Annotated in this window: 12 protein-coding genes; 6 read left to right on the top strand and 6 right to left on the bottom strand. The window is 37.6% G+C overall.

Annotated features, from left to right (window positions below; genetic code table 11):
• The 3 genes from QZ562_RS08740 to QZ562_RS08730 form a co-directional block, all read left to right on the top strand.
• Window positions 1-630: thiamine pyrophosphate-dependent enzyme (locus QZ562_RS08740; protein WP_293759214.1), on the top strand; the 630-nt coding region annotated here is incomplete at its 5' end.
• Window positions 630-1,127: an acetolactate synthase small subunit gene (gene ilvN, locus QZ562_RS08735; protein WP_293759213.1), complete on the top strand. Its 498-nt coding sequence runs from the start codon at window positions 630-632 to the stop codon at window positions 1,125-1,127. The genes QZ562_RS08740 and ilvN, both read left to right, overlap by 1 nt.
• A 379-nt stretch (window positions 1,128-1,506) precedes the next feature.
• Window positions 1,507-2,100 (top strand): hypothetical protein, encoded by a 594-nt coding sequence (locus QZ562_RS08730; RefSeq protein WP_293759212.1) that lies wholly within the window; start codon window positions 1,507-1,509, stop codon window positions 2,098-2,100.
• 79 nt (window positions 2,101-2,179) lie between these two features.
• Here the strand turns inward: QZ562_RS08730 and QZ562_RS08725 are convergent, their stop codons facing one another.
• Together QZ562_RS08725 and QZ562_RS08720 are read right to left on the bottom strand one after the other, a co-directional pair.
• The gene (locus QZ562_RS08725) at window positions 2,180-2,755 is read right to left on the bottom strand and encodes a thymidine kinase (protein WP_293759211.1); all 576 of its coding nucleotides are present in this window, start codon (window positions 2,753-2,755) and stop codon (window positions 2,180-2,182) included.
• A gap of 70 nt (window positions 2,756-2,825) precedes the next feature.
• Window positions 2,826-4,748 (bottom strand): bifunctional diguanylate cyclase/phosphodiesterase, encoded by a 1,923-nt coding sequence (locus tag QZ562_RS08720; protein ID WP_293759210.1) that lies wholly within the window; start codon window positions 4,746-4,748, stop codon window positions 2,826-2,828.
• Window positions 4,749-5,036: 288 nt separating this feature from the next.
• On the opposite strand from QZ562_RS08720, the gene QZ562_RS08715 reads away from it, so the two are divergent.
• Window positions 5,037-5,294, top strand: coding sequence for a DUF3081 domain-containing protein (locus QZ562_RS08715; protein WP_293759209.1), 258 nt, complete (start codon window positions 5,037-5,039; stop codon window positions 5,292-5,294).
• Window positions 5,295-5,366: 72 nt separating this feature from the next.
• Here the strand turns inward: QZ562_RS08715 and QZ562_RS08710 are convergent, their stop codons facing one another.
• The 3 genes from QZ562_RS08710 to QZ562_RS08700 all read right to left on the bottom strand — a co-directional run bounded on the left by QZ562_RS08710 (window position 5,367) and on the right by QZ562_RS08700 (window position 9,199).
• A complete protein-coding gene (locus QZ562_RS08710) occupies window positions 5,367-5,873 on the bottom strand; it encodes a DUF3087 domain-containing protein (protein ID WP_293759208.1) in 507 nt (168 codons plus the stop codon).
• A 204-nt stretch (window positions 5,874-6,077) separates the two neighbouring features.
• Complete coding sequence (locus QZ562_RS08705) at window positions 6,078-7,298, bottom strand: response regulator (RefSeq protein ID WP_293759207.1); 1,221 nt, start codon at window positions 7,296-7,298, stop codon at window positions 6,078-6,080.
• On the bottom strand, window positions 7,247-9,199 hold the full coding sequence (locus tag QZ562_RS08700) for a PAS domain S-box protein (RefSeq protein WP_293759205.1): 1,953 nt from the start codon (window positions 9,197-9,199) through the stop codon (window positions 7,247-7,249). The genes QZ562_RS08705 and QZ562_RS08700 overlap by 52 nt, the downstream gene beginning before the upstream one ends.
• 142 nt (window positions 9,200-9,341) lie before the next feature.
• On the opposite strand from QZ562_RS08700, the gene lpxL reads away from it, so the two are divergent.
• Both lpxL and QZ562_RS08690 read left to right on the top strand, forming a co-directional pair.
• Complete coding sequence (gene lpxL / locus QZ562_RS08695; protein ID WP_293759203.1) at window positions 9,342-10,274, top strand: LpxL/LpxP family Kdo(2)-lipid IV(A) lauroyl/palmitoleoyl acyltransferase; 933 nt, start codon at window positions 9,342-9,344, stop codon at window positions 10,272-10,274.
• A gap of 37 nt (window positions 10,275-10,311) precedes the next feature.
• A complete protein-coding gene (locus QZ562_RS08690; RefSeq protein ID WP_293759202.1) occupies window positions 10,312-10,932 on the top strand; it encodes a toxin co-regulated pilus biosynthesis Q family protein in 621 nt (206 codons plus the stop codon).
• A gap of 28 nt (window positions 10,933-10,960) precedes the next feature.
• Here the strand turns inward: QZ562_RS08690 and glnE are convergent, their stop codons facing one another.
• Window positions 10,961-13,876, bottom strand: a complete 2,916-nt coding sequence (gene glnE, locus QZ562_RS08685; RefSeq protein ID WP_293759201.1) for a bifunctional [glutamate--ammonia ligase]-adenylyl-L-tyrosine phosphorylase/[glutamate--ammonia-ligase] adenylyltransferase — start codon at window positions 13,874-13,876, stop codon at window positions 10,961-10,963.
• Window position 13,877 lies beyond the last annotated feature (1 nt).

Raw genomic sequence — 13,877 nt, 5'->3', positions numbered from 1 at the left:
GATTATAAAAAAGATAAAGACGTAATTAAGCCACAAGAAGTAATCGAGTCTCTGTACAAACATACCCATGGTGACGCTTTTATTAGCTCTGATGTGGGCCAACACCAAATGTTTGCCGCACTTTACTACCCTTTTGATAAACCAAGAAGGTGGATTAATTCAGGTGGGTTAGGGACTATGGGCTTTGGTTTACCGGCAGCTATGGGCGTTCAGATGGCGCATCCTGAGGCGGTATCTGCTGTTGTCACCGGTGACGGTAGCATTCAAATGAATATTCAAGAACTAGCCACTTGTATGCAATACAATTTACCTATCAAGATTATCTCTTTGAACAACCGTGCACTTGGCATGGTGCGTCAGTGGCAAGATATGAATTATAAAGGTCGTCATTCTAGCTCTTACATGGACTCAATGCCTGATTTTGTGAAATTAGCAGAAGCCTATGGTCATATTGGTATTAGGGTAACTAAGCCCGAAGAGCTTGATGAAGCCATGGCTAAATGTTTTGCGGCTAAAGATAGACTGGTCTTTATGGACATAGAAATAGATCAAAACGAGCATGTATATCCTATGCAAATAAAATTCGGCGCGATGGATGATATGCGATTAAGTAAGACGGAGCGCACATAATGAGAAGAATCATTTCTGTACTAATGGAAAATGCTCCTGGTTCACTTTCTCGCATTGTTGGTGCATTTTCGCAACGTGGGTACAATGTCGACTCCTTGTGTGTAGCGCCAACGGATGACAAAAGTTTGTCACGATTGACGATAGTGACAGAAGCCGACGACAAGGTGATTGAGCAAATCATCAAACAAGTTAATAAGCTGATTGACGTGTTAAAGGTAATTGATTTGTCTGATGGCAATCACGTTGAAAGAGAGTTGATGTTGGTTAAAGTTGCCACTCGTAGTGAACTTGTTCGCGCAGAGATTAAGCGTAATGTTGATATATTTAGGGCACAAATTGTTGACGTAGATGCCAACAATTACACAATACAAGTAACAGGTACAAGTGATAAGTTAGATGCTTTTGCATATACATTGAGTCAAAGTACCGAGATTATTGAAGCATCAAGAACTGGTGTATGTGGGCTATCACGAGGTGAAAAAGCGCTTCGCCCTTAACTTTGCCAATAATTATAAAAAGCCCGAAAGGGCTTTTTTGGTAAGTGAGTTTCAAAAACATTGATAAACATAGCCAGTAAAGTTATTAAAACAAGAGTTTTGTAATGAAAAAACAAAGTTTTGTAATAAAATTACGTCTATTTATATATCGATTATTCATAAACCTATATTAATAACGAATAACAAGAAAAAATAAATAGTATTAAAACATGCAATTACGTAATTATCTTGTGGTTTATTATCTTGTTTACAATTTATTAATCAAATGTTCTCAGAAAAAAAACAATGTTTTTTTGTAATTTAATTACAATTAGTTCCATAGGTTGAGGCAACAAACTCACCAACTGATTGAAACTAGTTAAATTACTGAGGTGTTATTATGAAAAAGTTACTACTATCTGCAATTTGTACCGCTACGTTATCGTTAAACGTAAGCGCATCATTAAAAAATGCTAACAACTTTAAGTTTGTAGGCGATACGCAATATGCTGAACTTTGCCAAGCCGCTGCAACGAACGATTTAGCTTTGTTTAAAAGAAACGTTAAGCAACACGGTTTTCGTCTAGGTACGAGTAAAAACAAAATGCTATCACTTTTAGCGAGCGGAGATAACTTCCAATGTGCTGGCCAAAGTTTAGTTGAGTTTTCTGAGTCACGTGGTTCTCAAAACATTGCTGATTACATATCAGGTTCAGATGCCAAAGCTATGACAGCATCGAACGAAAAATATAAGTTTATTGGCGATAAGAATTTTAAAAACTTCTGCAAATCTGCGGTAACAAATAATGTTAATTTGTTTAAACAAGCTTTAAGTCGTCAAATTGGTAACTTAGGCTTTTCTAAGAAGGAAGTGATGGATAGGGTTCTTGATGCTGACAATGTGACATGTGCTGGAGAAAGCTTAGGTGAGTTTTTCAAATCACGTGAAGCCAGTAATGTTATCAATTATATAGCCGAAAAAACGGTAAAGTAAACTCGATATCTAAAAAAGTGATATGAAAGCAAACGGTGAAAATCGTTTGCTTTTAGTGCTTTAAAAAAATAAATGTTAGCTACCAAACAAGCTCCGCGAAATGTAGTCTGCACATCGACTCGTACCTATCATTTCCACCTACTTCAACTTGTTCGCCTTCTTTAACTGCTTGACCTTTTTCATCGATCCTGACCACAAATGCCGCTTTTCGCCCACAATGACAAATAGTCTTCAACTCAATCAGCTTGTCAGCCCAAGCCAAAAGATAACGGCTGCCTTCAAAAGTTTCAGCTAAAAAATCTGTTCGCAAGCCATATGCCAACACTGGAATATTGAGCTTGTCGACAACATAAACTAATTGCTTAACTTGCTTTTTTGTTAAAAATTGAGCTTCATCAATAAATAAGCAGTTTACTTTTCCTTTGGCTACTAGCGCTTCTATGGCAGATTGCATATTAGTTTGAGGGTTAAAAAGGTGTGCTGCGGCCTCGAGGCCTATTCTGGAAGCTACTTTGCCTTCACCATATCTATTGTCTAATGCAGCAGTAAAAATTTCGGCATTCATCCCTCTTTCTGCATAGTTATAGGCAGATTGAAGCAAAGAAGTGGACTTACCCGCATTCATCGCCGAGTAATAGAAGTAAAGTTGCGCCATAGATAAGTTAACTCATTATAAAAGAGGGTATATTGCCCTGATTAGTTTTAATTTAAAATAATAATAAAATTCAACAGTCTGTTTTAGAGAAGACTTTAGTTATTGGGTTTTGCCAAACAACTAAATCTTCATTTTTCATAGGTTTGGCAAAATAATACCCTTGCAGGTAGTCAACACCCATGGCTGATAAAGCTGTGACTTGTTCTTTTGTTTCAACTCCTTCTGCGATTGTCTGGCAATTCAGTTCGCGGGCAATAAATAGGGTCGCTCGGATAATCGCTTCACCTTTTCCCTCAATGTTATCAACAAAAGACTTATCTATTTTTATGTAGTTAACGGGTAAAGACTGAAGCTGTGATAAAGATGAATAGCCAGTACCGAAGTCGTCGATTGATACATCAATATTGCGTGCTTGTATTTGCTCTAATTGTTGGCGAACTTTCTCTTTGTTTTCTACAAACGTGGACTCAGTAACTTCTAAATGTAATCTATGTGGCGCCAGCCCGCTGCTGCGTAAGCAATTATCTAAAAATCGAATAAACCCATCATCCATTAACTGAATAACAGATACATTAACGGATACAGCGGCTTGGCGACCGAATTGCCAATGGTTAGCATCCATGCAGGCTCGATTTAATACCCACGCGCCTATTTCTTTAATTAGCCCAGACTTTTCGGCTAATGGAATAAATACATCAGGACCAATAAATTTCCCATCAAAATCCCACCTTAATAAGGCTTCAAATGCAAAAGATACATTATCTTTTGCACTCTGAATGGGTTGATAGCATAAAAATAATTGTCTTCTTTGAATAGCATGTTGAAGACCTTCTAAGATCATTTGAGCGGCAGTAATCTTTTCTTTTAAATCATTGGAAAATAAACGAGGAAGTTTATTATCAGATTTTTTTTGCTCACACATAGTTAGATCAGCAAGTTGAATCAGTTCTGTAGCTGACGAGCTGTGTGCAGGTGCCATCGCTATACCGATGGATGCTGACAAGTATAATTCGTTACCGTGTACATAAATCGGTTGAGTAATACTGGTTGCTATTGCTTTGGCAATAGATATGGCTGTGTCATTATCGCTGTAGGGTAAGGCCATCAAAAATTCATCACCATTCCAGCGTCCTACACGGTCATTATCAGAAAAAGCTAAAATTCGCCGAGTGACCTGAATCAGCACACTATCACCAACTTTATGACCCATTGTATCGTTAATTTTCTTAAAACCGTTTAGGTCGATAAATAACAACGCCAATGGACTGTCTTTGATTATTGAATGCTCTATTAACGTCTCAAGACTGACGGTAAAGGCTTTACGATTGATTAATTGGGTTAGAGGATCAAGATTACTGAGCTGAAATATTTCATCCGTTCGTCGTTTAACTTCGTCTTCTAAATTGATGTTGACTTGATTTAGTTCATTTGAAGAAACCTCTAATTCTTGATTAGTTAAGGCAACATGATTTTTCTCGTTTTCCATTTCTTTAATAAGATGTGCATTGAGATTTTTTTGATAGATTGCATTTGAAGTAAAGCGTGATGTTTTGACACAAATAGATACCATAGCCAATGCATAAGCTAAACCCAATACGCCTAAAAGTTGACGATGCCCTTGTTCTGCAAATAATCCGAGTACAGATATGGGGATTAATAAAATCATTGAATAGCTAATCGCAATAAAGCGATTAGCTGCTAAAAAAGAAGCAGATCCACCAGCTAATGTAGATATAATTAAAACCTTAAAAAATAATTCAACACTGTGGAGTTGGTTGTAAAAAATAAGAACATAGCAAGACCAAGCTATGCCAGTCGTAATACACCCAGCAGCATAACGTTGAACACCGAATAGGCCTGATGAAGAAAATTTACTGCTTCTTAATTTCCACTCTAGTAAATCAATCAGGCGCAGTAATAAAATTGAACAGATAGAAATCCACCATATTAATTGATGGGTTTTAATTGCCGCATTACTAAAACCAAATACCATTATGCTGCTAGCTAACGCACTAATCAGTATTCCAGATAGAGCACTGTCATAAAGTAATTTTGCAGAGTCAAAGTGAGAAGCTTCTTGGACAAGTATGTTGGTTTTGATGTGAAAAACGCCTTAAGAAAAACAAACTAAGATTTTTAATGAATTTAGTATAAGATCAATTTGATATGGATTTTGTTTAGACTATTTTAATATTAAACTGAAAATAGTCTAGTTTAATTTTGTAGAGTGGACTTAGCAATAAGTTTTTACGTATTAAAGTTGTTTGAAATGGAGTAAAAGATGAAAAATGACATAGAGAGCAAATTTATATTAAGTGTGTTCGATAAAATGATCCAGCATGGTGATAAAAGAGGCGAAGAACATTTTTTAATGGGGCTTAAGGGGTATACAGACTTTGATGGTTACACATTATTTGTTGAAGATGCACAAGTAAAACTGAATTTTGGATTTCACAATAAATACCACTTTGACTACGAGAAAGAAGAACACTTCGAGAAGTTTATTAAAAAGCTCAAAGCAATAGATCAAGAGTATTAACATTCTTTGATTATTTTTATCAGTTTGGATATTGGCGACATTTGTCGCTTTTAAATGTTCTTTGGACTGTGCTTAAAACTGCTTCAAAATTTTGCTATCGAAATCGTCAATATTAAGTATTAAATTATACTCTTCAGCTATTTTATCAAGCTCAGTTTGTTGAACAACTAATTCATCCATCACAATAGTATTATCGTCTAATTGCCATAATAAGCGCGAGCCTGCAAAACTATAATGAATAGCAATGAGTGCATCGAGATCTCCTTTGTGACTGGCGACTTTTAACTTAGGCATTTTTCTGTTGATTTTATTAAGTGTTTGTTTTAGTTCCCATACGTAAGTAACTTCGATCATAAAGTCGTGAGTACGGTACTTGTTAAGAAACCAAGCAATCAAAACACTTGTAATGAAAACGCCCAGAAAATTCCAATTAAAATGGCTACCACTTTCATCAGGAAATAAACCAATAAGTGTCTGTGAAATAGCTAAACTACCTATTGCCAAGCCCCCAATGCACCACGCTATTACGATATTTAAGTGACGACGATAACGCGCTTTATTAATTTCAATGAGTCGCATGGTGTTCCTAACCTAAAAGTAAAAATTACAAATATATAATGAAATATATTTTTATCGCTGACCCTAAAGTCGTAAAAAAATATACAAGAACAGAACTGTATAAAGTCGCTTGATAAAGTCGCTTGATAAAGTCGCTTGAATACTCACAAAGACATTTCCCACCCACAATAATACTAACCTAACTAATTATTCGATCGCCATCTTTCAAGAACATCCCCACTTATGTAATATTTCTGCTAATTGTTCAGATTGAAAAGGTTTGGCTAAGTAGTCATTCATGCCCGCTTCGAAGCATTTAACATTGTCACCTTTCATCGCATTGGCCGTTAATGCAATGATAGGAATATCCTTATTGTACTTACCTAATGTGTTTGCACGAATATTTCTGGTGGTATCGTAACCATTCATCAGCGGCATTTGGCAGTCCATTAATATCAAATCAAATGTTTCGGGATGGTTTTTAAGCACATTTAAGGCTTCCTGCCCATTTTCGGCAAGGTGATAGTGGTAATGTAAATTTTTCAGCATTTCCATAACAACTTGCTGATTAATATAGTTATCTTCTACTACCAATATATTCGGTTTTTTCTGAACGTCTTTTTTAGATGAATTAGCCAGCTGAAACTGACGCTGGTCGAACTTGGAGCCTCCACATTTTGGAGTAAGTAGAACAGAAATAAGTGCATCGGGTGTAAGTGGTTTACTAAGAAAATCCGTCATTTTTACACTAGGGTTTTGAGCTTTTTCTGGTGCTCCCAATTCTGTGGTCATTACAATAATGGAGAGCCCAGAAAAACGGTGGTCATCGCCGATCGCTTTACTTAGTTCTAAACCGTTTATACCAGGTAGGGCTAAATCTGTTAACACATAATCTAACGGTTTTTCATTACCGTGAGCATGTTTCAAAGCTTTGAGCGCATTTTGGGCGTTATCTACACATTGCACCTCCACACCTGCTTCTGTAAGAAAATTTACCACTGACTGCCTAACACTTGATAGAGCGTCTACAACGAGTAACCTTTTCCCGCGTAAAAAGGTAGGCATACTCTGACTTATTGGGGCAGAAGTTTGGCAAGAAGATTCAGATTTAACCGTGAAGCAAAAAATAGAACCTTGTTGCCAAACACTTTGCACCGTAATGTACCCACCCATCATTTCACTTAACTGTTTACTTATAGCCAATCCTAATCCTGTCCCACTATGGATGCGGGTGCTAGAACTATCAACTTGCATAAATTTAGAAAACAGCTGCGTTTGTTTGTCCTCGGGGATACCCGATCCAGTATCAATCACTGTAAATTTTAATAATTCGTTATCAGTATCTTCAACTCTTAGTACAACCTCCCCCCTTTGGGTAAATTTAATCGCATTACTTAATAGGTTGATAAAACTTGTTTTACTCTGTCTGGATCTATTTTTATCCATCTAGGTAAAGCAGGCGAAATATCCAATACTAGTTCAAGATGTTTATCATGAGCTAACGTTGCCATAGTGTCGATAATGTCACTAAGTAGTGAGTATAAATCGATATCTTGTATTTCAATTTTAAGCTTGCCAGCCTCAATCTTAGAAAAGTCTAAAATATCATTAATCAAGCGTAACAATGAGTGACTGCTCACTTTGACTAGTTGTGCAAAGTGTCGTTGATTGTCGTTTAAATTTGTATTCAAAAGTAAATCATTCATACCCAATATGCCATTTATAGGGGTACGTATTTCATGACTCATGTTTGCTAAGAACTCACTTTTAGCAAGATTGGCCTCTATAGCACGTTCTTCCGCACGCTTAAGCTCAGTTATATCCTGAAATGCGCCTCTAAGAGTAGTAGCAACACCATTAGTAAACTCTGCATAGCCAACTGCACGAACCCAGATATCATTGCCTTTGGCGGTGGTAAAGGAGCTTTGAATATCCCATGATGTGCCGTCTTTTATAGCCAAGGCGATCGCTTGTTGAATAACGGGTCTCATTTCAGGTGCATAAAAGTTAACTGCGTTGTCTAAGTCAACCTTTGAACCAATCGGTAGTTCATGAATTTTGTAAACAACATCAGACCAAATAACCTGATTAGTCACTAGATTAAGCTGCCAACCACCAAGTTTTGCCATATCACCAGTGCGTTCTAAAAGCTCTTGTTGTATCTGACGCTCTTGTTCAAGGTTTTTTATCTCAGTAATGTCGGTTTGAATGGCTACATATCCAACAAGCTGATTTTGCTCATATAGTGGCTGGCAGTTAATTCGCATCCAATAAGGGCTACCACTTTTATGATAATTCAATATTTCGGCATTGAATTCTTGTTTATTTTTAAGTGACGTGTCGATGTCTATTATTGTCTGAGGGTCTGTATCTTTGCCTTGTAGTATATGGCCGGGAGTAGAACCTTTGACCTCTTCTAGCTGATAGCCAGTGATACGGCTAAACATCTTATTAACCCAAGTGATTTTGCCTTGTACATCGGTTAATACCACTGCATTAGCCGTTTCTTCGGCAACTTTAGCCAATACCCGATTATCTTTTAGGCTCTGTTCAAGGTTTTTTTGAATGATGAAGTTTTCAGTTAGGTCGTAGTTGACGCCAATCACTTTGTAAATCTGGCCTGTTTTATCACACACCGCATGTCCGATGGACTTTATATAACGGACCTGCTTATCCGGTGTCAGTATCCTGAAAGTGATGTCAAATTTTTTGTTTTCTTTTATGGTTAGGTTTAACGCATGTAACGTTTTTTCTTTATCGTCGGGGTGTAGAGTGTTTCGCCACTCAGAAAATTCGCTACCGAAGGTACTGGGATCTTGTTGATAGAGCAAAAACATTTGGGTGTCCCAAATGAGCTGTTCAGTTTCAATAATGAATTCCCATACACCTATCTGTGATGCCTCTTTGGCGATCATAAGTCGTTCGTTACTATTATCTAATTGGTCTTGAGACGTCTGTAATTTTGACAAGCTGTAAACCGTCGCTATGACCGTATTTTGTATGCTGTTGCACGATACTTTTAAAGTGGCGGTAACAAAAAATTCTTGGCCATTTTTATGTAAAACAGGGAAAGATTCACTTACACCAGTTTCAGAAGAGGTTTCAAGGTTCGATTTGAAAAAATAATTAAGGTATTTTTGATGAAATTGGTTGTGCCTCCTAGGAACTAAGTCAAAGAGACGCATTTTTTTTAATTCTTCCGGCGCATAACCAAACATTTGCACAGCAGCCTGATTAGCATAAAGAATATAGCCAGTTATGGATAGCTCAAGTATAACACTTGAGACCGTATCTAAAATGGTCTGCAATCGCTCCACATCTTTGACTATTTGCTCATCTAAGCTCACGGTTTTATTATTAGTTATAACATCACCTGTCTAATTCGAATTGTGATTTTTATAGGTAAATTGCATAAGCTTAGCACTTTTTTCATGTTGCCAATTGGCTTAACGTATTAGACTAAGAATAATGAATGAGTAGGAGAGCAGTTTGTCCATAAAAAAAATAGTCGCCCCTGAGTTTGAAATAGAGTTTTTTTTACCAAAGTATTGGTTAACTTGGTTTGGCGTCCTAATACTTTATAGTTTGTCTTGGCTACCTTATCAAATGCAGTTAAGTATTGGAAAATTATTAGGCAAGTTACTAAAGGTCATCGCTAAAAAGCGGTATAACGTGGCTAAATGTAACTTGGAATTATCTTTTCCTGAACTAAGCCAAGAAAAGCGTCAAAGTATGTTGGATGCCAATCTAGACAATGCAGGTATGGCGATCCTTGAAACGGGAATGGGGTGGTGGTGGCCGAAATGGCGTGTTGCTCGAAAAGCTGAATTCGAAGGTTTCGAGCATATTGAAGCTATTTTGGCAAAGGGCAAAGGTGTGCTGGCTTATGCAATACACAACATGAATCTTGAGTTCGCTTGTCGTATTGCCGGTCTTAAATATCCATCGGTAGTGTTTTACCGCAAACATAACAATAGACTAATGGAATATATTCAATATTACGGTCGTCAACGTAGTAATAAATATATGGTACACAAACGAAATGTTAGAGGTTTAATCAGTGCCTTAGATGATGGCGAGTTGTGTTTGTATTTACCCGATCAAGATTATGGACGAGCAAAATGTGAATTTACGCCATTTTTTGCTGTACCCGAAGTAGCGACAACAACAGGCTCGTTATTATTTGCTAAACAAGCAAATTGTGAGACCGTTTTCTTGGTATCGATTCGAACAGATAAAGGTTATAAAATTATTGCACTACCTGGACTGGAGAACTTCCCCTCAGGTGACGATAAGTATGATGTAACACGAATTAATCAAATGATTGAAAAAATGGTGATGCTCGCACCAGAACAATACCTTTGGATGCATAAGCGTTTTAAAACACGACCTAATGCTGAAGACCCGTCCTTATACGACTGAAAGTAATAAAGAGGACAATCAATAGTGAGGATGCGTGATGAACAAAATTAAAAATTTATTTGATTCTTTATTTTGGCTAAAGCATGTTCTCCTGGCACTTATTATCATCGGAGTTGCGGTTGCCGTTTTGATTATGCAACAAAGTCAACAGTCGTCTGCGTTCCCAGAAGGGGGCTCAGGCAAAAGAACCATCTCTAGTAATATGAGTCAATTTTTTTCGAATTACATTTCATCGTCGCGTTATACAAATGAGAGCAGGGTAGGAGACTTTGTGATGAATGTAAAAACATCTGATATACCTTTAAGCGAACGCTTGAAAAAAATGGCAAACTTACAAAAACCTGTACCAAGCAAATGGGTCGGGGAATACAAACATCGTCTATTCAAAGTTGGAGGAACACTTAGAGGTAGTATCACTAATTATGCTCAGTCAGAGGGGATGCAGGTCATCTGGGAGCTTGAGCAAGACTTTATTGTCAAGTATCCCTTTCAGCTTGACGATTCTTTGTTGGGCAGTTTAAAAGAGATTGGTAAAGCCATTGATGCTAATTTTGACGGTGAGGTCAAGGCTTATATGTGTCCTCGTCAACATTCTATGGTCATTACCTCACAATCATCTACATACTTAGAAAAACAATGCGAAGAAGCTCTTCCGTGATATTAATTTTAGATGCTTTTCGTTTGAATTATTGTAAACTTTTAACTAAATATTTGTTCCAAATTTCTTTTACCTTTGTTTGAAGAGTCACTATAGATGGTGTAATCGCAGCCAGTGTTCCATTTTGTAAAGCTAATCGATGTGAAAAGTTTCGATATTCCAAATATGCTTGACTGAGGATCTCAGCCTCATTTTTTGTAAGAAGAGATAAATTTGCTAAGTCAGCTAAAACTCTTACATTGTCAGGCCATTTAGCTAAGCTTGGAGAAGCACTAGTGTGAGCAAGTAACATAAACTGCACAATAAACTCTATGTCTGCTATGCCTCCAGCGTCTTGTTTTAAATCAATGTTTTTAGCATCTCCTTTAGCTAAGTGCGCACGCATTTTTTCTCGCATAGTCACGACAGCCTCTGCCAATTCTATTATCACTCTAGGCTTTGAAAGCACCGCTAACCGAACTGCACTAAAGCGTTGATATAACTCACGACAACCCATAATAAATCTGGCTCTCCCTAAAGCCTGATGCTCCCAAGTCCAAGCATTTTCCATTTCATAAGTCGCAAAGCCACTTACATGACACACCAGTAAACCTGCATTACCTGAAGGACGTAATCGCATGTCCACATCATAAAGTAGACCCAAACCTGTTTTGATCGTAAATATATGTAAAATACGCTGGGCAAGTTTGATATAGAAACCAGTAGCTCCAATTGGTTTTTTACCATTGGTGAGTTGCTGGCCAACACAATTATGTAAAAAGACTAAATCTAAATCTGACCCATAACCTAATTCCCATCCTCCGAGCTTGCCAAATCCTAATACCGCAAAACCTTTGTTTTGGATGTCTTTAGGGCCTTGGCTATCACACACCGGTACGCCATGTTTGGTGACTATTTGCTGCCACGCAATGTCTACAACTTGAACAATAATCGCTTCGGCTAAATGAGTTAAATGATCGCTAACTTGCATAACGGGTAAAGCATTAGAGATATCGGCTGCAGCGATTTTTAATTGTTGGCTCAGTTTAAATTGACGCAATGTCTCTATTTGTAGCTCTAAATCTTCTGTTTCTACTCGAAGCAATGATTGGCGCAATTCATCAGCATACTGATTAAACGCTACTGGTTGGTAAAGAGAAATAGGATTGAGTAACTCATCTAATAATAACGGAAAGCGGGCAATTTGTTCTGTTACCCAAGGGCTTGCAGCGCATAACTTAACTAAATGAAATAATGCCGCCTGGTTTTCAAATAATAATTGTAAATAAGCAGTACGACCTAATATGGCATGTAATACCGTTAATATACGTTTAAGCAACTCTGCATGATCGTTAGCTGAAGAACTAAGAATTTTATGGAAAATTACGGGCATCAGATTATTTAGAGTGGTGAGCCCTCTCTGGCCGATCCGCTGTGTGGTTAAATCTTGTTTAAATATGCCGAGTTGTCGATGCACATTTTCGCCAATTGTTATACCTGTAGCAGGCATGTCATAGGCTGAATACCAATGATTTAATATACTTTGTGTTTCTTCAGCATCGAGCTGTAGTTGCCAAAGATCCTTAGCTGCCTGTTGTTGCTCATCTGCAACATCATCCTTCAATGCGGGTTCTTCTTTGACCAAAAACGAAAATTGCTGGTGGATTAAGTCGCAGTGATGGGTCAACTGTTGTGTAAAATCTTCATAGTCAGTGATCCCTAACACATATAACAAACGTTTTTGATCAGTATCATTGTTTGGCAGTACTTGTGTTTGTTTGTCGGCAAACTGCTGAAGACAATGTTCTATTTTACGTAACCATAAGTAGCTTTGTTGTAAATCCTTGGCGCTTTTCGTGGGTAATATTTTTAAATTGACCAGTTCAAACAATGCTAATTGTAAACTCTGAACTTTCAGACTTGGCTCTCGTCCACCATTAATGAGCTGCAAGCTTTGAACAATAAATTCTGCTTCTCTGATCCCACCTTTACCTAATTTAATATTATTGGTTAAGCCTCGTCTGCGCACCTCTTGTTCTATCATGGACTTCATACTGCGTAGTGACTCAATGGCACTAAAGTCTAAATATCGTCGGTAAATAAAAGGTTGTAAAATACCTGATAATTGTTGCGTGTAAGGGCTCGGTTGATTCAGTATCGATGCTTTAAGCATCGCGTATCGTTCCCAGTCGCGACCTTGTTCTTGGTAATAATCTTCCATTGCATCAAAATGCATCACAAGTGGGCCACTATCACCAAATGGTCTTAGGCGCATATCCACTCTGTACACTTGACCATCAGCCGTCATTTGATCCAAGGCGGTAATAAATTTTTGTGCCAATTTAGTGAAAAACTGTTGGTTTTCGATCGACTTTTTACCACCGGTGGTAACGCCCACTGAAGCATAAGTAAAAATTAAGTCGATATCTGAAGAAAAATTAAGTTCATCCCCACCTAATTTCCCCATACCCATAATTAGCATAGGCTGCGGTCCAAATTCACCCTCTGGCAAACCGAATCTAGTCCCTAAAAATTGATATAGCCAGCTGTTAGTTTGTGTAATTAATTGACGTGCTAGTTCTGATACTTGTGCGAGTGAATTTTCAATTGTCTGCATACTGAGTAGATCACGCCAAGCAATTCTTAACATATGAAAATTTCTAAACTGCCTGAGTTTTTGGTGTAAAACCGCCTCACTGTTAGTCTCATTTAATAAGAGGGCAAGTTTGTTTTGGTAATCCACCTGCTCATCAAAAAGCCGTTCTTCAATCAGTAACTCTGCTAACCATGACGGATTTTTAATACATTGCTCAGAGATAAACTCGCTCAATGAAAAAGCGACTTTGATTTGTTCTTCAAATATCTCGAAATGCATAGAAAACTGCTGGTGGGATTGCAGTTTTTGCCACCCCTCGTTACCAAGCTCGACTAGTTCTTTTGGAAGTGGTGCAGGTGAGTTCAGCATA

The sequence above is a fragment of the uncultured Paraglaciecola sp. genome, from assembly GCF_913058035.1.
Lineage (GTDB): Bacteria > Pseudomonadota > Gammaproteobacteria > Enterobacterales > Alteromonadaceae > Paraglaciecola.
The sequence above is the reverse complement of the archived record's forward strand: the minus strand, read 5'-3'. Positions and strand labels throughout refer to the sequence as shown.